The following is a 20,073-nucleotide window of genomic DNA, read 5'->3' as shown; positions in this document are numbered from 1 at the left end:
AAATAATGCTAAGAATGGAGAACGCTATGGCACACCCTATAATTCTCGACTGCGATCCGGGTCATGATGACGCGATCGCGCTCGTCCTCGCGCTTGCCTCCCCTGAACTGGACGTGAAAGCGGTCACCTCGTCCGCCGGAAATCAGACGCCGGACAAAACCCTGCGCAACGTTTTACGAATGCTGACGCTGCTGAAACGCACCGATATTCCTGTCGCAGGCGGCGCCGTTAAGCCGCTGATGCGCGAGCTGATCATTGCCGACAACGTTCACGGTGAAAGCGGGCTGGATGGCCCGGCGCTGCCGGAGCCGGGCTTTGCACCGCAAAACTGCACCGCCGTGGAGCTGATGGCGAAGATACTGCGTGAAAGCGCAGAGCCCGTGACGCTGGTGGCTACCGGCCCGCAGACCAACGTTGCGCTCCTGCTGAACAGCCATCCGGAACTGCGCAGTAAAATCGCCCGTATTGTGATTATGGGTGGGGCTATGGGGCTAGGGAACTGGACGCCTGCGGCCGAATTCAACATCTTTGTTGATCCGGAGGCTGCGGAGATCGTCTTCCAGTCGGGCCTGCCGATTGTGATGGCGGGGCTGGACGTGACGCATCGGGCACAGATTATGGCAGACGATATTGAGCGCTTCCGCGCCGTGGGCAACCCGGTTGCGACAACCGTAGCCGAGCTGCTCGACTTCTTTATGGAGTACCACAAAGCCGAGAAATGGGGCTTTCACGGCGCGCCGCTGCATGACCCGTGCACCATCGCCTGGCTGCTGAAGCCTGAAATGTTTACCACGGTGGACAGATGGGTTGGCGTGGAGACGCAGGGGAAATATACCCAGGGGATGACGGTGGTGGATTACTATTCGCTGACGGGAAATAAACCGAATACGACGCTAATGGTGGATATCGACCGGGAGGCGTTTGTGGATTTGCTGGCGGAAAGACTTGCTTACTATTGTGCGGCCTGACGCCCTCACCCTGGCCCTCTCCCATGTACAGTCCGGGGACATGTTAGACAGGTGTTCGGGGACATGGTGAACACTTTTTAACATCCTTTACCCATGGTGATCGACTTTTTCTTCAGGTCGATCACCCCCACTTTCGTGCTGTACCACCACACTTCATAGCAGCCGTCATCCTGCGTCTCCCTCAGCCCGACCCGTTCTCCCCTGAACGCCTTGCCTGCGCTCAGACTGACACCCTGTATGCTCAGCTTTCCGCTGACATCCACTTTCCTGACCTTCACCCCTTCATCGTATTCAGGTGGCGTTACGCTGCCGCTGTACTTCCGGGCAGACGGCTGATAACGCGAGGCCGGTACCGCCATATCCAGCGCCTCGTGCGGGCGTTCAAGGTTGTACACCGTGCGCCAGTGATCGAAAGCGCGCTGCAGCTCTCCGCTGTCCGCGAACCATTTTCCCTGCAGCACTTCCGCCTTCAGGCTGCGGTGAAAACGCTCCAGCTTGCCCTGCGTCTGCGGATGATAAGGCCGGGAGTGCCCCACCCGGATACCGTGGCGCATCAGCCACAGCTCCAGCGCCGTCCAGGTGCCGGTGGTGTCGCCCCACGGTGAGCCGTTGTCCATCGTCATCCTGTCCGGCAGGCCGTAGCGTTCAAACGCGCTGACCAGCTGCTGCTGCACGGTCTCGCGCCGTTCATCGGTACAGTGCGCCAGGCACAGGGAAAAACGGGAGTGGTCGTCCAGCAGGGTGAGCGGATGGCAGCGGCCACCGCCAAAGGGAAAGTGGCCCTTAAAATCCATCTGCCAGAGCCGGTTCGGCGCGTCATGTTCGAAGCGTCCCGTAGCCGGAACGCCCGGTGATGCGCCCGGCAGCAGACCGTGACGGGCCATCAGATTATGGACGGTGCTGAAGGCGGGCATACGGTGCCCCTGGTCTTCAAGCCAGCGCTTAATCTTGCGGGCGCCCCAGCGTTGATGACGGTCATGCGCCATGCGCAGCAGGGCCGTGATGTCGTCAGATGAGCGGTTCGGGGAATGATGAGGTGCGCGGGAGCGGTCCTGAAGACCGGAGGCACCTTCCTCAGCCCAGCGCTGAAGCCACTTGTAGCCGGTGGCAGGAGAAATGCCGAACTGACGGCAGAGGAAACGGATGTTCGCCCCGTCCTGCGAGGCGAACAGTACAAACTCGGTACGTAATGACATGGTATCTCTCGCATCCCAGGGCATAAGTGACTCCATAAACGGGTTCTTATGCCTCAGTTGTAAGTGTCTACCATGTCCCCGAACAAGTGTTCACTATGTCCCCGGACCGTACACCCACGGGGAGAGGGAACTAAACTGCGCTTTTACTTATGGCTCAAACGGGCGACGCTGGAACTGATCGTGCCCGCACTTCGGGCACAGCGGCAACACATCCGGCGTATATACCGCAATATGGTGATGGCACTTCTCGCACACCAGATTCCCCAGCCCCACCACTTCACCGCTCTGGTACACGCCGTGATGATTTAAATCCTGGAACACCTCGCGCCACTCCAGCTGGGTTTTATCGGTAATATCCGCCAGTTCCTGCCACAGGCTCTCTTTGATCACCCGCATAAAGACGCTGTCGGCGATCTCATCCTGGCTCTCTTCGTAGCTGCGAGCGAACTCTTCCAGATCGCGGCGTACGGCGCGCGTCACCTCTTCCACTTCGGTTCGCGTTAACTCACCCGTTTGCGTCACCCGTTCACGCGCCTGTTCGACCAGCGCGTCAATATCGCGCTCGCCGTTACGCAGCCGTTCCGTCAGTGTCGCCACCAGTTCGCGGTAAAATTGAGCAACCTTGTTCATCATTTTGCCTCCCGGGTAAGTAACTATTTCTAATAATAGACCTTATTTCGCCGCCGCTTTGTCAGGTGAAGCACAGACCCGGTAAATTCCTGCAAAGTGCAATTGCGCGAAAGGCTGTTTTGACGCGGGCGTTTGGGCTATGCTATGCGGATCTGAATTACCACATCCATTGGCTACATTTTTGTAGCTGTATTGAACACAGGACCACTGGCTGCCATGCAAGAGCAATACCGCCCGGAAGAGATAGAATCAAAAGTCCAGCAACACTGGGACGAGAAGCGCACCTTTGAAGTAACCGAAGACGAGAGCAAAGAGAAGTATTACTGCCTGTCGATGCTTCCCTATCCTTCTGGTCGACTACACATGGGCCACGTGCGTAACTACACCATCGGTGATGTGATCGCCCGTTACCAGCGCATGCTGGGCAAAAACGTTCTGCAGCCAATCGGCTGGGATGCGTTCGGCCTGCCTGCAGAAGGCGCAGCGGTAAAAAACAATACCGCTCCGGCACCGTGGACGTACGACAACATCGCGTACATGAAAAACCAGCTCAAAATGCTGGGCTTCGGCTATGACTGGAGCCGCGAGCTGGCGACCTGTACCCCGGAATACTACCGCTGGGAGCAGAAGTTCTTCACCGAGCTGTACAAAAAAGGCCTGGTGTACAAGAAGACCTCTGCCGTTAACTGGTGCCCGAATGACCAGACCGTTCTGGCGAACGAGCAGGTTATCGACGGCTGCTGCTGGCGCTGCGACACCAAAGTTGAGCGTAAAGAGATCCCGCAGTGGTTTATCAAAATCACCGCTTACGCTGACGAACTGCTGAACGATCTGGATACGCTGGATCACTGGCCTGACACCGTTAAGACCATGCAGCGCAACTGGATCGGCCGTTCTGAAGGCGTGGAAATTACCTTCAACGTTGAGAACTACGACCAGACCCTGACCGTCTACACCACCCGTCCGGACACCTTCATGGGTGCGACCTATCTGGCCGTGGCCGCAGGTCACCCGCTGGCGCAGAAAGCGGCAGAGAACAACCCGGAACTGGCGACCTTCATCGACGAATGCCGCAACACGAAAGTGGCCGAAGCCGACATGGCGACGATGGAGAAAAAAGGCGTTGCGACGGGCTTCTATGCTAAGCACCCGCTGACGGGCGAAGCGATCCCGGTCTGGGCAGCAAACTTCGTTCTGATGGAGTACGGTACAGGTGCAGTCATGGCCGTTCCGGGTCACGATCAGCGCGACTACGAGTTTGCCACCAAATACAACCTGCCGATTAAAGCCGTTATTCTGGCCGCCGATGGTTCTGAACCTGACCTGTCCGAGCAGGCGTTGACTGAAAAAGGCACCCTGTTTAACTCCGGTGAGTTCAGCGGCCTCAGCTTCGAAGAGGGCTTCAACGCCATCGCCGATAAGCTGGCCTCACTGGGCGTGGGCGAGCGTAAAGTGAACTTCCGTCTGCGCGACTGGGGCGTGTCCCGTCAGCGTTACTGGGGTGCGCCAATTCCAATGGTGACCCTGGAAGACGGCACCGTCATGCCAACGCCTGAAGATCAGCTGCCCGTGATCCTGCCGGAAGACGTGGTCATGGACGGCATCACCAGCCCGATCAAAGCCGATCCTGAGTGGGCCAAAACCACCGTCAACGGCCAGCCTGCGCTGCGTGAAACCGACACCTTCGATACCTTTATGGAGTCCTCCTGGTACTACGCGCGCTACACCTGCCCGCAGTACAAAGAAGGCATGCTGGATTCTGACGCCGCCAACTACTGGCTGCCGGTAGATATCTATATTGGTGGTATCGAACACGCCATCATGCACCTGCTCTACTTCCGCTTTTTCCATAAGCTGATGCGCGATGCCGGCATGGTGAACTCTGACGAGCCCGCTAAACAGCTGCTGTGCCAGGGTATGGTGCTGGCAGACGCCTTCTACTATGTTGGCGCGAACGGAGAGCGTAACTGGGTTTCTCCGGTTGATGCGATCGTTGAGCGCGACGAGAAAGGCCGTATCGTGAAGGCGACAGACGCTGAAGGCCATGAACTGGTTTATACCGGCATGAGCAAGATGTCCAAGTCTAAAAACAACGGTATCGACCCGCAGGTGATGGTTGAGCGTTACGGCGCGGACACCGTACGCCTGTTCATGATGTTTGCTTCTCCGGCTGATATGACCCTTGAGTGGCAGGAATCCGGCGTAGAAGGCGCGAACCGCTTCCTGAAACGCGTCTGGAAGCTGGTGTACGAACATACCGCACAGGGTGATGCTCCGGCACTGAACGCCGCTGCGCTGAGCGAAGATCAGCAGGCACTGCGTCGTGATGTTCATAAAACGATCGCGAAAGTGACCGATGATATTGGTCGTCGTCAGACCTTCAATACCGCAATTGCGGCTATTATGGAACTGATGAACAAGCTGGCGAAAGCCCCGCAGGACGGCGAGCAGGATCGTGCCATCATGCGTGAAGCGCTGCTGGCCGTGGTTCGCATGCTTAACCCGTTCACGCCACACGTCAGCTTTACCCTGTGGCAGGAGCTGAAAGGCGAAGGCGATATCGACAACGCGCCGTGGCCGGTGGCTGACGAAGCAGCGATGGTGGAAAACACCACGCTGGTGGTGGTCCAGGTCAACGGCAAAGTCCGTGGTAAAATTACCGTGGCGGTCGATGCAACTGAAGATCAGGTTCGCGAGCGCGCGGGCCAGGAACCTCTGGTTGCGAAATATCTTGAGGGCGTTACCTTACGTAAAGCGATCTACGTACCGGGTAAACTGCTCAATCTGGTCGTTGGCTAAGCGCGGGAGGAAACGTGCGACAACTGGCAACAATACTCTTATCTCTGGCGGTGCTTGTCACCGCTGGCTGTGGCTGGCACCTGCGCAATACCACGGCGGTGCCTGCTGAGATGAAAACAATGATCTTTGATTCCGGGGATCCAAACGGACCGCTCAGCCGGGCCATTCGTAATCAGCTGCGCCTGAACGGCGTTGAGCTTGTTGAGAAAGGTACGCTGCGCCAGGATGTACCGTCTCTGCGCGTACTGGGAATGACGCTGGGCCAGGATACGGCGTCCATCTTCCAGGACGGCCGCACGGCTGAATATCAGATGGTGCTGTCGGTCAACGCGGCTGTACTGATCCCGGGTAAAGACATCTATCCGATCAGCGCAAAAGTGTATCGTTCGTTCTTTGATAACCCGCAAACCGCGCTGGCAAAAGATGCCGAACAGCAGATTATCATCAACGAAATGTACGACAAGGCGGCGGAACAGCTGATCCGCAAACTGCCGGGTATTGCAGCGTCTAACCGAGAAGGCTCTGACATTATTGAAAAACCGGATGCCAGTACGCCTCCTGTTTCTACCTCTCTGGGTAAATGATGATCAGGCTGTATCCTGAACAACTCCGCGCGCAGCTCAATGAAGGGCTGCGCGCGGCGTATCTGCTGCTCGGAAACGACCCGTTACTACTTCAGGAAAGCCTGGATGCCGTGCGGCATGCGGCCGCGGCTCAGGGCTTTGATGAACACCATACCGTTCAGGTGGATAACGCCACCGACTGGAACGCCCTCTTCTCACTCTGTCAGGCGATGAGCCTTTTTGCGTCGCGCCAGACAATCCAGATCCTGCTGCCGGAGAACGGCCCTAACGCGGCCATCAATGAGCAACTCGCCACGCTGGTCAGCCTGTTACATAGCGATCTGCTGTTAATTGTGCGCGGCAGCAAGCTCACCAAAGCGCAGGAAAACGCGGCATGGTTCACCCAACTCGCGACCCACGCGGTGCTGGTCACCTGCCAGACGCCTGAGCAGGCGCACCTGCCTAAATGGGTCGCCGCGAGAGCGAAGCAGCACAACCTTCAACTGGACGATGCGGCGAACCAACTGCTCTGCTACTGCTATGAAGGCAACCTGCTGGCCCTGGCACAGGCGCTGGACAGGCTCTCCCTGCTCTGGCCGGACGGCAAGCTGACCTTACCGCGCGTTGAGCAGGCCGTTAACGATGCCGCACACTTCACGCCGTTCCACTGGGTGGATGCTCTGTTGTCGGCGAAAAGCAAACGCGCCCTGCATATTCTCCAGCAGCTGCGCCTGGAGGGCAGTGAACCCGTCATTCTGCTGCGCACGCTGCAGCGCGAGTTGTTGCTGCTGATAACGCTCAAGCGCCAGTCGGCCCATACGCCGTTACGCTCCCTGTTTGATAAACACCGGGTGTGGCAAAACCGGCGGGCAATGACCACCGAGGCCATCAACCGCCTGAGCCATGAACAGCTGCGCCAGGCTGTGCAGCTTCTGATGCGCGCCGAGCTTACCCTAAAACAAGATTACGGCCAGTCGGTGTGGGCGGAGCTGGAAAGCCTTTCCCTGCTGCTCTGCCACAAGGCGCTGGCTGACGTATTTATTGATGGATAGTATGCACTCTTTACAGGCCCTGTATGGCGGCACCTTTGACCCGGTACACTACGGGCATCTGAAGCCGGTAGAAATTCTGGCAAATCTGATCGGCCTGCAGCGCGTTACCATCATGCCCAATAATGTACCGCCGCACCGCCCCCAGCCTGAAGCAACCAGCGAGCAGCGCAAAGAGATGCTCGCTCTGGCTATCGCGGATAAGCCGCTCTTCAGGCTTGATGAACGGGAATTGCGTCGCGACACCCCCTCATGGACGTCGCAAACGCTTCAGGAGTGGCGGGCCGAGCAAGGGCCTGACCAGCCGCTCGCCTTTATCATCGGTCAGGACTCCCTGCTCAACTTCCCCACGTGGCACAAGTATGAAACCATTCTGGGGAACAGCCACCTGCTCGTTTGCCGCCGTCCGGGCTACCCGCTGACCATGCGCGAAGCGCAATATCAGCAGTGGCTTGAAGACCACCTCACCGATAACGTTGAAGATCTTCACAACCAGCCCGCCGGGAAGATTTATCTGGCGGAGACGCCGTGGTTCGACATCTCTGCGACCGTTATTCGCGAACGTTTACAGCAGGGTTTAGCCTGTGACGATCTGCTGCCTGCCCCGGTGCTGGCGTATATTCATACGCACGGGTTGTATCAGAAAACCGCAGATAAATAGCCGGAGGGCATAAAAAGCAGCATATTGATTATCCTGCCTTGACAGGTTAAGCCATACTGTTATCCTCCGCTGCCAGACTTTCCCGCCGATCGTTGCTTTACAGAAATTGTTTTACAAAAATGGCGATGCAATCTCAGGCGGAGGGTGGGATGATACCCGCCTTCAAAAGCCCGGACGGTGACATTTGTCCCGACAGGGGCGTCAGTTCAGGTATACTGTCTGGCCACGAATTCATAGTTGTACAATCTCATTCACCCAGGGGGAAAACTTGCAGGGTAAAGCACTCCAGGATTTTGTTATCGACAAAATTGATGACCTGAAAGGTCAGGACATCATCGCTATCGACGTTAAGGGTAAATCCAGTATTACCGACTGCATGATTATCTGCACCGGTACCTCTACGCGTCATGTTGTTTCGATTGCCGACCATGTGGTTCAGGAATCGCGCGCAGCAGGACTCTTACCGCTTGGCGTTGAAGGTGAAGCGACCGCTGACTGGGTGGTTGTGGATCTCGGCGATGTGATTGTCCACGTCATGCAGGAAGAGAGCCGTCGCCTGTATGAGCTGGAAAAACTCTGGGGTTAATGCGTGAAGTTGCAGCTGGTCGCCGTCGGCACCAAAATGCCGGACTGGGTACAAACCGGTTTTACTGAATATCTGCGTCGTTTTCCCAAAGATATGCCGTTCGAACTGGTGGAGATCCCCGCCGGGAAGCGCGGTAAGAACGCGGATATCAAACGTATTCTCGACAAAGAGGGTGAACTGATGCTTGCTGCCGCAGGCAAGAACCGCATCGTCACCCTTGATATTCCAGGTAAACCCTGGGATACGCCGCAGCTGGCGCATGAACTGGAGCGCTGGAAGCAGGATGGCCGCGACGTCAGTCTGTTGATTGGCGGACCTGAAGGGTTATCCCCCGCCTGCAAAGCTGCAGCAGAACAAAGTTGGTCTCTCTCTGCGCTGACGCTGCCCCACCCGCTCGTGCGGGTCCTGGTGGCGGAAAGCCTGTATCGCGCGTGGAGCATTACTACCAACCACCCCTATCACCGCGAGTAATGACTGACCAGGGTAGATTAAGCAGCGGATGAAACTACAGAATTCTTTTCGCGACTATACGGCTGAGTCCGCGCTGTTTGTGCGCCGGGCGCTGGTCGCCTTTACGGGGATTTTGCTGCTTACCGGCGTGCTGATCGCCAACCTTTATAATCTGCAAATTGTCCGCTTTACCGATTACCAGACGCGTTCTAACGAAAACCGCATTAAGCTGGTGCCTATCGCACCCAGCCGCGGCATTATCTACGACCGTAACGGCACCCCTCTGGCGTTAAACCGCACCATCTATCAAGTCGAGATGATGCCGGAGAAGGTCGATAACGTGCAGAATACGCTGGAAGCGCTAAGGAGCGTTGTCGATCTTAACGATGATGATATCGCGGCCTTCAAAAAAGAGCGCGCCCGCTCTCACCGTTTCACCTCCATTCCGGTTAAAACCAATCTGACGGAAGTCCAGGTCGCCCGTTTTGCGGTGAACCAGTACCGCTTCCCCGGTGTGGAAGTGAAGGGTTACAAGCGTCGCTACTATCCTTACGGATCCGCGCTGACGCATGTGATTGGCTACGTTTCCAAGATTAACGATAAAGACGTCGAGCGCCTCGATAAAGACGGCAAGCTGGCGAACTACGCCGCGACGCACGATATCGGCAAGCTGGGGATCGAGCGCTACTACGAAGATGTCCTGCACGGGCAGACCGGCTATGAAGAAGTTGAGGTTAACAACCGTGGACGCGTCATCCGCCAGCTTAAAGAAGTGCCGCCTCAGGCGGGGCACGACGTCTATCTGACGCTCGATCTCAAACTGCAGCAGTATATTGAAACCCTGCTGGCGGGTAGCCGCGCCGCCGTAGTGGTCACCGACCCGCGCACCGGCGGCATTCTGGCCATGGTTTCCATGCCAAGCTATGACCCGAACCTCTTTGTTGACGGCATCTCCAGCAAAGACTACTCCGGCCTGCTGAATGACCCTAACACCCCGCTGGTGAACCGCGCCACGCAAGGCGTTTACCCGCCGGCATCAACGGTTAAACCGTACGTGGCGGTCTCGGCGCTGAGCGCGGGCGTCATCAACCGCAATACCAGCCTGTTTGACCCGGGCTGGTGGCAGCTACCGGGCTCTGAAAAACGCTATCGCGACTGGAAGAAATGGGGCCACGGCCATCTGAACGTTACGAAATCTCTGGAAGAATCTGCGGATACCTTCTTCTATCAGGTGGCGTATGACATGGGCATTGACCGCCTGTCAGAGTGGATGAGCAAATTCGGCTACGGGCACTACACCGGCGTGGATCTGGCTGAAGAGCGCTCCGGCAACATGCCAACCCGTGAGTGGAAGCTGAAGCGCTTTAAGAAGCCGTGGTATCAGGGTGATACCATACCGGTGGGTATCGGCCAGGGTTACTGGACGGCCACCCCGCTTCAGATGAACAAAGCGATGATGATCCTCATTAACGACGGCGTAGTGAAAGTTCCGCATCTGCTGCAAAGCACCGTTGAAGATGGCAAAAAAGTGCCGTGGGTGCAGCCCCATGAAGCGCCGGTAGGCGACATCCATTCCGGCTTCTGGGAAATAGCGAAAGACGGTATGTACGGTGTGGCAAACCGTCCAAACGGAACCGCGCACAAATATTTCGCCGGTACGCCATATAAAGTGGCCGCGAAATCCGGTACGGCGCAGGTCTTTGGCCTGAAAGCCAATGAAACCTATAACGCACACCGCATAGCCGAACGTCTGCGTGACCATAAGCTGATGACGGCGTTTGCCCCTTATGATAACCCGCAGGTGGCGGTGGCAATGATTCTGGAGAACGGCGGCGCTGGCCCGGCGGTAGGGACCATCATGCGCCAAATCCTGGACCACATTATGCTGGGTGATAACAACACCGAACTGCCGGCTGAAAATCCGGCCGCCGCTGCGGCGGAGGACCAATAATCATGACGGATAATCCAAATAAAAAATCGCTGTGGGATAAAATTCACATCGACCCAGCCATGCTGCTGATCCTGCTGGCCCTGCTGGTTTACAGCGCCCTGGTTATCTGGAGCGCCAGCGGCCAGGACATCGGCATGATGGAACGCAAGATCGGCCAGATCGCGATGGGTCTGGTCATTATGGTGGTAATGGCGCAGATCCCGCCGCGCGTCTATGAAGGCTGGGCGCCCTATCTCTACATCTTCTGTATTATTTTGCTGGTGGCGGTAGATGCGTTCGGTGCCATCTCAAAAGGGGCACAGCGCTGGCTGGATCTGGGCGTAGTCCGTTTCCAGCCCTCGGAGATTGCCAAAATCGCAGTCCCGCTGATGGTGGCGCGCTTTATCAACCGCGACGTCTGTCCGCCGTCGCTGAAAAATACCGCTATCGCCCTGGTGCTGATATTCCTGCCGACACTGCTGGTTGCGGCGCAGCCTGACCTCGGCACCTCGATCCTTATCGCCCTCTCCGGCCTGTTTGTCCTGTTCCTGTCGGGCTTAAGCTGGCGTCTGATTGGTATCGCGGTGGTGCTGGTTGCAGCGTTTATCCCTATCCTGTGGTTCTTCCTGATGCATGACTACCAGCGCCAGCGCGTCATGATGCTTCTGGATCCGGAAACCGATCCGCTCGGTGCGGGCTATCATATTATTCAGTCCAAGATTGCGATTGGCTCCGGCGGCCTGCGCGGTAAAGGCTGGCTGCACGGTACCCAGTCGCAGCTGGAGTTTTTACCGGAGCGCCACACCGACTTTATCTTTGCGGTACTGGCGGAAGAGCTGGGACTGGTTGGCATCCTGATCCTGCTGGCGCTCTACGTGCTGCTCATCATGCGAGGTTTGTGGATTGCGGCCCGCGCGCAGACCACCTTCGGCCGCGTCATGGCAGGCGGACTGATGTTGATTTTATTCGTTTATGTCTTCGTAAATATTGGTATGGTGAGTGGTATTCTGCCGGTGGTAGGCGTACCGCTGCCGCTGGTGAGTTACGGAGGCTCGGCACTGATCGTGTTGATGGCCGGGTTTGGTATCGTGATGTCGATCCACACCCACAGAAAAATGTTGTCAAAAAGCGTATAAAAATAAGGGGATCGGAATGCGTAAGCAGTGGCTGGGTATCTGCATTGCGGCAAGTTTACTTGCGGCCTGTACAAGTGATGATGGTCAGCAACAGGCAACCGTCGCGCCGCCGCAGCCTGCGGTGTGTAATGGCCCAATCGTTGAAATTAGCGGTGCCGATCCCGTTTATGAACCGCTGAATGCCAGCGCGAATCAGGATTACGAGCGCGACGGCAAAAGCTACAAAATTGTGCAGGATCCGTCCCGCTTTAGCCAGGCTGGCTTTGCCGCCATTTATGATGCTGAGCCGGGCAGTAACCTGACGGCATCGGGTGAAACATTTGACCCAATGCAGTTGACTGCAGCGCACCCGACGCTACCTATCCCTAGCTACGCCCGTATCACCAACCTGGCGAACGGCCGTATGATCGTCGTGCGTATTAACGACCGCGGCCCGTACGGTAATGACCGGGTGATTTCCCTGTCCCGCGCGTCTGCCGATCGCCTGAATACCTCGAACAACACCAAAGTTCGCATTGACCCAATTATCGTGGCGCAGGATGGTTCGCTCTCCGGGCCGGGAACCGCGTGTACCACGGTGGCGAAACAGACCTATGCCCTCCCCGACCGCCCAAATCTGGACGGCGGCATGGGAAGCGTCTCCTCGCCGGCAGAGCCTTCTCAGCCGGCGGGAGAAATACGCCCAATCAGCAATGACACCCTGCAAAGCGATGATGCCACTGGCGCACCGGTAAAAAGCAGCGGCTTCCTTGGCGCACCAACGAACTTAGCCTCGGGCGTGCTGGAGAGCAGTGAGCCGACGCCAGCCCCTGTTGCCGCCCCCGTCGTGCAGCAGCCTGCCCCGGTAACGGCTCCGGTCACGACCCAGAGCGCAGCCGTTGCCGCTCCCGCAGCAGCCAGCGGCGGCTTTGTCGTCCAGGTGGGCGCAGTGAGCGATCGGGCCCGTGCCCAGCAGTATCAGCAGCGTCTAAGCCAGCAGTTTGGCGTGCCAGGACGCGTTGAGCAAAACGGCGCGGTCTGGCGTATTCAGATGGGGCCGTTTGCCAGCAAGTCGCAGGCGGCATCCCTGCAGCAGCGTTTGCAGAGCGAGGCACAGCTGCAGTCCTTTATCGCTGTTACGAAGTAATTAATCGGCGGTATCCGAAATGTCAATTTGTGTAAAACACATTCACAAACTCATGCTTAAAGTCGGATGCCTGCCTGAATAGCATTTGCTATAGTAAGGCACTTTTTTTAATTCCATCACGGATGTCGTAGTTCTGACCATGAAGACCACTTTTTCTGCTCGTTTTGTGCAGCGCATGGCGCTGACCACGGCCCTTTGCGCGGCTGCACTCTCTGCAGCTCATGCTGATGACCTGAATATCAAGACCATGATCCCTGGCGTTCCGCAAATCGACGCGGAATCCTACATCCTGATCGATTACAACTCTGGCAAAGTGCTGGCAGAACAGAATGCCGATGCCCGCCGTGACCCGGCCAGCCTGACCAAAATGATGACCAGCTACGTCATCGGCCAGGCAATGAAAGCCGGTAAGTTCAAAGAGACGGATCTGGTCACCATCGGCAACGATGCGTGGGCTACCGGGAACCCGGTTTTCAAAGGTTCCTCGCTGATGTTCCTGAAACCGGGAATGCAGGTTCCGGTTTCTCAGTTAATTCGTGGCATTAACCTGCAGTCCGGTAACGATGCCTGCGTGGCCATGGCCGATTTCGCCGCCGGTAGTCAGGATGCGTTCGTGGGCCTGATGAACAGCTACGTAAATGCCCTGGGTCTGAAGAACAGCCATTTCCAGACCGTACACGGTCTCGATGCAGACGGTCAGTACAGCTCCGCACGTGATATGGCGCTGATCGGTCAGGCGCTGATCCGCGACGTACCTAACGAGTACTCTATCTACAAAGAGAAAGAGTTCACCTTCAACGGCATTCGTCAGACCAACCGTAACGGCCTGCTGTGGGATAACAGCCTGAACGTTGACGGCATCAAAACCGGCCACACCGACAAAGCCGGTTACAACCTGGTAGCCTCTGCCACTGAAGGCCAGATGCGCCTGATCTCTGCCGTGATGGGCGGTCGCACCTTTAAAGGTCGCGAAACCGAGAGTAAGAAGCTGCTGACCTGGGGCTTCCGTTTCTTCGAAACTGTGAACCCGCTGAAAGCAGGCAAAGAATTTGCTTCTGAACCCGTCTGGTTCGGCGATAACGATCGTGCTTCTCTGGGCGTGGATAAAGACCTCTACCTGACCATTCCACGCGGTCGTATGAAGGATCTGAAAGCAAGCTATGTGCTCAACACCACCGAACTGCATGCCCCGCTGCATAAAAACCAGGTGGTGGGTACCATCAACTTCCAGCTGGACGGTAAAACGATCGACCAGCGTCCACTCGTGGTATTGGAAGAAATTCCTGAAGGCAATTTCTTCGGCAAAATCATTGATTACATTAAATTGATGTTCCATCACTGGTTTGGCTAAAAATCGAACACTTGAAAGTGTGATTTTGATCCCCATATACTAAGTATCCTGATAACTCCCACCTGACGTGGGAGTTATTCTTTTTGACGTTACGCCGGAGCTGACATGAAAACCAAACTTAACGAACTGCTTGAATTCCCTACCCCGTTTACCTACAAAGTAATGGGTCTAGCGAAACCTGAGCTGGTTGATCAGGTGGTTGAAGTGGTACAGCGCCATGCGCCGGGTGACTACTCTCCGTCAGTAAAACCAAGCAGCAAGGGCAACTACCACTCGGTTTCTATTACCATCACTGCCACACATATCGAGCAGGTTGAGACGCTGTACGAAGAGCTCGGCAATATCGAAATCGTTCGTATGGTGCTGTAGTCCCTTTGCGGTTACCCGGTTTACCGGGTAACCCCTCTTCCCCGCTGTGATATACTCCCCCTCATCTTTTGTTTCTCGTCTTCGGAGACGCGTTTTGTATCAGGATAAAATTCTGGTCCGTCATCTCGGGCTGCAACCTTATGAGCCTGTCTCTCAGGCTATGCACGAGTTCACCGATTCACGCGATGACACAACCCCTGATGAGATTTGGCTGGTCGAACATCTGCCGGTATTTACGCAGGGCCAGGCGGGAAAAGCGGAACACTTATTAATGACGGGCGATATCCCGGTGATCCAGAGCGATCGTGGCGGACAGGTGACTTACCACGGTCCGGGTCAGCAGGTCATGTACGTCCTGCTTAATCTGAAGCGCAGAAAGCTTGGCGTACGTGAGCTGGTGACGTTACTGGAACAGACCGTCGTCAACACGCTGGCGGAGTATGGGATTGACGCGCATCCGCGTGCCGATGCGCCGGGCGTCTACGTTGGCGAAATGAAGATCTGCTCTCTGGGGCTACGTATTCGTAAAGGTTGTTCCTTCCACGGTCTGGCATTGAATATTAATATGGATCTTACGCCTTTCCAGCGCATAAACCCCTGCGGCTACGCCGGCATGGAAATGACGCAAATGCGCCAGTGGGTCGATACCGCTACGCCAGAAAATATACGTCCCGTGCTTCTGAAGAATGTGTTAGCGCTACTTAACAATCCCCCGCACGAATATATCCCTGCTTAATATATCATCCAGAATGGCTCGATAATTTGACGGGCCACTGTTTATTTACCGCTTTTACGCTTTACAATAATCCGCAGATTCTATATTTTCGAAGCGCCCGAATATTGCCCTTACATATTATTTAGCCTCCGGACAGCACGGCATACACAGGCTAAGTAACTTGAGTGATAATCACACAACTGTTTGTTTTTGATAAACAAGTGGAACAAAAGCAACACTTTACGAATCTCTACAAGCATAATAAATAAATTGAACTATCATTCATGTTGTGAATGTATACGGAGTGAAAGCGTGGAGTATAATAATTTACCAGCCAAACGCCTGAATGACCCTGGTGGCGAAGATAAGCCGCAAATTTTTCGGACTTTACGTAATATTGATCTCAATTTACTGACTATTTTTGAGGCAGTATATGTCCATAAGGGTATCGTTAATGCTGCGAAAATTCTTAATCTCACGCCATCGGCAATAAGTCAGTCAATTCAAAAGCTACGGGCTATATTTCCCGACCCCTTATTTATCCGTAAGGGCCAGGGCGTCACGCCAACAGCCTATGCGACACATCTCCACGAATACATCAGCCAGGGGCTGGAGTCGATTCTGGGTGCGCTGGATTTAACCGGAAGCTATGACAAACAGAGAACCATCACCATCGGCTGCTCCCCTTCTGTCGGCGTGCTGGTGATGCCCGCGATCTTCCAGGCAGTGAAAGAGCATGCGCCTCAGCTTCTGCTTCGCAATGTGCCTCTTAACGAACCTGACGTTCAGCTTGCTCAGTTCCAGACGGACCTGGTCATCGAAAGCGGCAGCTTTAGCGCCCGAGCGCTGGGGCAAAATGTGCTTTACGCGGATAACCTGGTGCTGGTTTGCCGCAAGCAGCACCCCGTCCTCAGCGAGCCGTTATCCATTGAAAACCTGCGCAACTACGACCACTCGTCTTTTATGACCGAAGGGCAATCTAATCACGCTCTGCGTCAGCGTATAGACGAAATTTTCCCGGAACGTCAGATCAGTTTCAGCAGTTACAATATGTTCACCACCGCATCCCTGATTGGCAGCAGCGATATGCTGTGCATCATGCCTTCACGCCTGTATAACCTGCTGCGGAAATGCTGGCCGCTGGAGAGTATTCCGCTTAGCCAGCTCAATGCAGAATCTATCGAGATTTCACTGCATTACAACAAGCTCAGCTTGCGCGATCCGGTACTGGAAAACGTCATCCGCATTATCCGTCAGGCCTTCTGACAGAGCGTACCCGTACACGTCCCTGCCGCTCGCAGGGCAAAAGGCACAAAACAACAACTATTTTACAAATTGGCGACCTGGCAGGCTGCTTTAACGCCCCTATAAATGATATACTGCCTGTCGTTCGTTCAAAAATAGTTGATAAATACAACATTCCCTTGAATTGAAACGCTTTCCTTCGATATTCGCAACTGGAACACGCACGCTATGAGTAAACCCATTGTGATGGAACGCGGTGTTAAATACCGCGATGCCGATAAAATGGCCCTTATCCCGGTTAAAAACGTGGCTACAGAGCGCGAGGCGCTGTTAAGAAAACCGGAATGGATGAAAATCAAACTTCCGGCAGACTCTTCGCGTATCCAGGGGATCAAAGCGGCGATGCGTAAGAATGGCCTTCACTCTGTTTGTGAAGAAGCCTCTTGCCCGAACCTTGCTGAATGTTTCAATCACGGCACCGCGACGTTTATGATTCTGGGTGCCATCTGTACCCGCCGCTGCCCATTCTGCGACGTAGCGCATGGCCGCCCGGTGGCCCCCGATGCCAACGAGCCGCAAAAACTGGCGCAAACCATCGCCGACATGGCGCTGCGTTATGTGGTTATCACCTCCGTTGACCGCGACGATCTGCGTGATGGCGGTGCTCAGCACTTCGCTGACTGCATTACTGCCATTCGCGAAAAAAGCCCGAACATCAAAATCGAGACGCTGGTTCCTGACTTCCGCGGCCGTATGGACCGCGCGCTGGATATCCTGACCGCGACGCCGCCAGATGTGTTTAACCACAACCTGGAGAACGTTCCGCGTCTTTACCGTCAGGTGCGTCCGGGAGCCGACTACAACTGGTCTCTGAAGCTGCTGGAGCGCTTTAAAGAAGCACATCCGCATATCCCGACCAAGTCAGGTCTGATGGTTGGTCTGGGTGAAACCAATGACGAAATCATCGACGTCATGCGCGATCTGCGCCGCCACGGTGTGACCATGTTGACGCTCGGCCAGTATCTGCAGCCAAGCCGTCACCACCTGCCGGTACAGCGCTACGTGAGCCCGGATGAATTTGACGAGATGAAAGCCGAAGCGCTGGCGATGGGCTTTACCCACGCGGCTTGTGGTCCGTTTGTTCGTTCTTCTTACCATGCGGATATGCAGGCGAAAGGCGAAGAAGTCAAATAACGCCGTAATATTCATTTACAGTAATGCAAAAAAACCGGCCTCATGAGCCGGTTTTTTTTCGCAAGCCCTCAGGCATTGCCGTTACTCTTTGTGGGAAAGCTTCTCTGCCGGGATGTCGTCAGCGCTTTTCTTCGCGGCTGCGTCATCGTCGTTCATCGCTTTCTTGAAGCCTTTGATGGCAGCCCCCAGGTCACCACCCAGCGTGCGTAACTTCTTGGTACCAAACAGCAGGACGACCAGTGCGGCAACCACCAGCAGTTTGGTAATACTAATCTCACCCATAGATACCTTCTTTACTTAAAACAGGCTGCATTCAGCGCCAAAACCCGATCGTATTAACGGTCATTTGGCGCGTGCACACAATAGCAATCTGTAACAAGGTGAATCAAGCATTGTTGAAAAAAACATCACAATAATTGCGGTGGCGCAAAGCGACGGTTGCGAAGAACAGGTAATTGCTGACGCGCAAGCGCAACTCTTTCTAAAATTATCTCCGCCATCAGCAGAACCGGCGCTTCCGCTGCGGCGGCAATCGTCACTCCCAGGGGATCAACCACCCTGCTCTGCCCGATGTTTTTATTGCCGCACTCCCCGGCGGCAACAACATAACAGGTCGTGTCCAGCGCGCGTGCCGCAAGCAGCGTAGCCCAGTGTTGCTCTTTTAGCGGCCCCTTAACCCATGCGGCGGGCAATACCAGCACCTCCGCCCCCTGCAGCGCCAGATGCACCGCCAGCTCCGGGAAACGCAGGTCATAGCAGGTCATCAACCCCACCTTAAACCCGTCGATATCAATGAGCGGTGGGACGACATCTCCCGGATCAACGCGTCGCGACTCCTGGATGCTGAACGCATCATAGAGATGAAGCTTGGCGTAGCGCGCAACAATGGCACCGTCACGGATAGCCACCAGCGTATTCACTGCGCGACCCGGCGTTGAGGGAACGTGCACGGTTAAGACGGTGGTCATCGTACTGCCTACGCTCTGGGCGAGCAGCTGTTGTAAAAATTCGCCGTCAAGGGCCTGTGCGGACTTCACGGACAAATCCGGGTCGTTATCATCCCTTGCCAGCAACGCCTCAGGAAGCACCAGCAGCGACGCGCCTTTCTGTCGGGCCTGTATCATCAGGTTAACGCACTGCACTGCGTTAAGCCGCCAGTCAGGCGTGACCGCAAACTGCCCTACCGCAACATACATATTTGTCCCCTCATTATAAACAGCGTTAAACTCGCTACTCTTACACATCAAATAGCAGGTATTTAGCGTGTTACAACTCCTTTTAGCTGTTTTTATTGGTGGAGGCACGGGGAGCGTTGCGAGGTGGTTACTGAGTATGCGGTTTAATCCCCTGCACCAGGCGATTCCATTAGGAACGCTGGCCGCCAACCTGATTGGTGCTTTTATTATTGGTATGGGGCTGGCCTGGTTTAACCGGATGACGCACATCGATCCCATGTGGAAAGTCTTGATTACCACCGGCTTCTGCGGCGGTTTGACCACCTTTTCAACCTTTTCCGCGGAAACGGTTTTTCTCTTTCAGGAAGGTCGTATCGGCTGGGCGCTGGTGAATATCGCGATCAACATGATCGGATCTTTCGCGATGACGGGGATCGCATTTTGGCTTTTTTCCTCTGTAAGCACGCATTAACTGCCGGAGCGTTAATGTTGGCTTAATTTTTCTCTGTCACTCTGAAGGCAATACTGAACGAGGGTGACAAATGAAACAGAGTCTGATGAGCGCAGGCATGGTGTTGTTGAGCGTACTGATCGTGGCCAGCTTCCTGAAAATTTACCTGCTTGGCTGATTCATAACGAAAAAAACCCGCTCAATGAGCGGGTTTTGAAATTCTTGCTGACGCGTCTGAATTACAGAGCGATTACGTTAGCAGCAGAAGGGCCTTTGGCACCGTTAGTGATTTCGAACTCTACACGCTGACCTTCAGCCAGAGTTTTGAAACCATTAGACTGGATTGCAGAGAAGTGTACGAACACGTCTTTGCTGCCATCTTCAGGAGTAATGAAACCGAATCCTTTGGACTCATTAAACCACTTAACGTTACCTTTAATCTTAGACATCAAAATTACCTTTACATTAAAAAACGACAC

At 55.2% G+C, this 20,073-nt stretch carries 21 protein-coding genes; 16 read left to right on the top strand and 5 right to left on the bottom strand.

Annotated features, from left to right (window positions below):
• Nucleotides 1-26 precede the first annotated feature (26 nt).
• Complete coding sequence (gene rihA / locus ACMGGH_RS11635; RefSeq protein WP_227442827.1) at nucleotides 27-968, top strand: pyrimidine-specific ribonucleoside hydrolase RihA; 942 nt, start codon at nucleotides 27-29, stop codon at nucleotides 966-968.
• A 77-nt stretch (nucleotides 969-1,045) separates the two neighbouring features.
• On the opposite strand, the gene ACMGGH_RS11630 is transcribed toward rihA, so the two are convergent.
• On the bottom strand, nucleotides 1,046-2,188 hold the full coding sequence (locus ACMGGH_RS11630) for an IS481 family transposase (protein WP_420299056.1): 1,143 nt from the start codon (nucleotides 2,186-2,188) through the stop codon (nucleotides 1,046-1,048).
• A gap of 123 nt (nucleotides 2,189-2,311) precedes the next feature.
• Complete coding sequence (locus ACMGGH_RS11625) at nucleotides 2,312-2,794, bottom strand: zinc ribbon-containing protein (RefSeq protein WP_028012343.1); 483 nt, start codon at nucleotides 2,792-2,794, stop codon at nucleotides 2,312-2,314.
• A 216-nt stretch (nucleotides 2,795-3,010) separates the two neighbouring features.
• Between ACMGGH_RS11625 and leuS the strand changes: the two genes are divergently transcribed.
• From leuS to lipA, 14 genes are all read left to right on the top strand, one after another.
• A complete protein-coding gene (leuS, locus tag ACMGGH_RS11620) occupies nucleotides 3,011-5,593 on the top strand; it encodes a leucine--tRNA ligase (protein WP_048338851.1) in 2,583 nt (860 codons plus the stop codon).
• Nucleotides 5,594-5,607: 14 nt separating this feature from the next.
• Nucleotides 5,608-6,177, top strand: coding sequence for an LPS assembly lipoprotein LptE (gene lptE, locus ACMGGH_RS11615; RefSeq protein ID WP_041910796.1), 570 nt, complete (start codon nucleotides 5,608-5,610; stop codon nucleotides 6,175-6,177).
• Nucleotides 6,177-7,208, top strand: coding sequence for a DNA polymerase III subunit delta (gene holA, locus ACMGGH_RS11610; protein ID WP_028012340.1), 1,032 nt, complete (start codon nucleotides 6,177-6,179; stop codon nucleotides 7,206-7,208). Before lptE ends, holA begins: the two co-directional genes overlap by 1 nt.
• Nucleotides 7,201-7,866: a nicotinate-nucleotide adenylyltransferase gene (gene nadD, locus ACMGGH_RS11605; RefSeq protein WP_028012339.1), complete on the top strand. Its 666-nt coding sequence runs from the start codon at nucleotides 7,201-7,203 to the stop codon at nucleotides 7,864-7,866. Before holA ends, nadD begins: the two co-directional genes overlap by 8 nt.
• Before the next feature lie 268 nt (nucleotides 7,867-8,134).
• Nucleotides 8,135-8,452 (top strand): ribosome silencing factor, encoded by a 318-nt coding sequence (rsfS, locus tag ACMGGH_RS11600; RefSeq protein WP_003858696.1) that lies wholly within the window; start codon nucleotides 8,135-8,137, stop codon nucleotides 8,450-8,452.
• 3 nt (nucleotides 8,453-8,455) lie between these two features.
• The gene (gene rlmH, locus ACMGGH_RS11595) at nucleotides 8,456-8,923 is read left to right on the top strand and encodes a 23S rRNA (pseudouridine(1915)-N(3))-methyltransferase RlmH (protein ID WP_003858701.1); all 468 of its coding nucleotides are present in this window, start codon (nucleotides 8,456-8,458) and stop codon (nucleotides 8,921-8,923) included.
• Nucleotides 8,924-8,951: 28 nt separating this feature from the next.
• Nucleotides 8,952-10,853 carry a peptidoglycan DD-transpeptidase MrdA gene (gene mrdA, locus ACMGGH_RS11590; protein WP_028012338.1) on the top strand — a complete coding sequence of 634 codons (1,902 nt, stop codon included), beginning with the start codon at nucleotides 8,952-8,954 and terminating at the stop codon, nucleotides 10,851-10,853.
• Nucleotides 10,854-10,855: 2 nt separating this feature from the next.
• Nucleotides 10,856-11,968 carry a peptidoglycan glycosyltransferase MrdB gene (mrdB, locus tag ACMGGH_RS11585; RefSeq protein WP_013097590.1) on the top strand — a complete coding sequence of 371 codons (1,113 nt, stop codon included), beginning with the start codon at nucleotides 10,856-10,858 and terminating at the stop codon, nucleotides 11,966-11,968.
• 16 nt (nucleotides 11,969-11,984) lie between these two features.
• Nucleotides 11,985-13,094, top strand: a complete 1,110-nt coding sequence (rlpA, locus tag ACMGGH_RS11580) for an endolytic peptidoglycan transglycosylase RlpA (RefSeq protein WP_028012337.1) — start codon at nucleotides 11,985-11,987, stop codon at nucleotides 13,092-13,094.
• A gap of 139 nt (nucleotides 13,095-13,233) precedes the next feature.
• Nucleotides 13,234-14,445, top strand: a complete 1,212-nt coding sequence (dacA, locus tag ACMGGH_RS11575) for a D-alanyl-D-alanine carboxypeptidase DacA (RefSeq protein WP_028012336.1) — start codon at nucleotides 13,234-13,236, stop codon at nucleotides 14,443-14,445.
• 105 nt (nucleotides 14,446-14,550) lie between these two features.
• On the top strand, nucleotides 14,551-14,814 hold the full coding sequence (gene ybeD, locus ACMGGH_RS11570) for a DUF493 family protein YbeD (protein WP_003858718.1): 264 nt from the start codon (nucleotides 14,551-14,553) through the stop codon (nucleotides 14,812-14,814).
• Between the two features lie 94 nt (nucleotides 14,815-14,908).
• Nucleotides 14,909-15,550 (top strand): lipoyl(octanoyl) transferase LipB, encoded by a 642-nt coding sequence (gene lipB / locus ACMGGH_RS11565; protein WP_028012335.1) that lies wholly within the window; start codon nucleotides 14,909-14,911, stop codon nucleotides 15,548-15,550.
• A 291-nt stretch (nucleotides 15,551-15,841) separates the two neighbouring features.
• On the top strand, nucleotides 15,842-16,795 hold the full coding sequence (locus ACMGGH_RS11560) for a YbeF family transcriptional regulator (protein ID WP_041910920.1): 954 nt from the start codon (nucleotides 15,842-15,844) through the stop codon (nucleotides 16,793-16,795).
• A 207-nt stretch (nucleotides 16,796-17,002) separates the two neighbouring features.
• Nucleotides 17,003-17,968 carry a lipoyl synthase gene (gene lipA / locus ACMGGH_RS11555; RefSeq protein ID WP_028012333.1) on the top strand — a complete coding sequence of 322 codons (966 nt, stop codon included), beginning with the start codon at nucleotides 17,003-17,005 and terminating at the stop codon, nucleotides 17,966-17,968.
• Between the two features lie 81 nt (nucleotides 17,969-18,049).
• On the opposite strand, the gene tatE is transcribed toward lipA, so the two are convergent.
• Together tatE and ACMGGH_RS11545 are read right to left on the bottom strand one after the other, a co-directional pair.
• Entirely contained in the window at nucleotides 18,050-18,250 is a 201-nt protein-coding gene (gene tatE / locus ACMGGH_RS11550; RefSeq protein WP_028012332.1) for a twin-arginine translocase subunit TatE, read from the bottom strand.
• A 125-nt stretch (nucleotides 18,251-18,375) separates the two neighbouring features.
• The gene (locus ACMGGH_RS11545; RefSeq protein WP_232948813.1) at nucleotides 18,376-19,164 is read right to left on the bottom strand and encodes a deaminated glutathione amidase; all 789 of its coding nucleotides are present in this window, start codon (nucleotides 19,162-19,164) and stop codon (nucleotides 18,376-18,378) included.
• Between the two features lie 67 nt (nucleotides 19,165-19,231).
• Between ACMGGH_RS11545 and crcB the strand changes: the two genes are divergently transcribed.
• Nucleotides 19,232-19,615, top strand: a complete 384-nt coding sequence (gene crcB / locus ACMGGH_RS11540; protein ID WP_041910922.1) for a fluoride efflux transporter CrcB — start codon at nucleotides 19,232-19,234, stop codon at nucleotides 19,613-19,615.
• 218 nt (nucleotides 19,616-19,833) lie between these two features.
• Here crcB and cspE read toward each other — a convergent pair whose 3' ends face one another.
• A complete protein-coding gene (gene cspE, locus ACMGGH_RS11535) occupies nucleotides 19,834-20,043 on the bottom strand; it encodes a transcription antiterminator/RNA stability regulator CspE (RefSeq protein ID WP_002439184.1) in 210 nt (69 codons plus the stop codon).
• Nucleotides 20,044-20,073: the final 30 nt, after the last annotated feature.

The organism is Enterobacter sp. BNK-16, assembly GCF_048684955.1.
GTDB lineage: Bacteria > Pseudomonadota > Gammaproteobacteria > Enterobacterales > Enterobacteriaceae > Enterobacter > Enterobacter bugandensis.
This window is presented reverse-complemented; position numbering and strand designations above follow the sequence as displayed.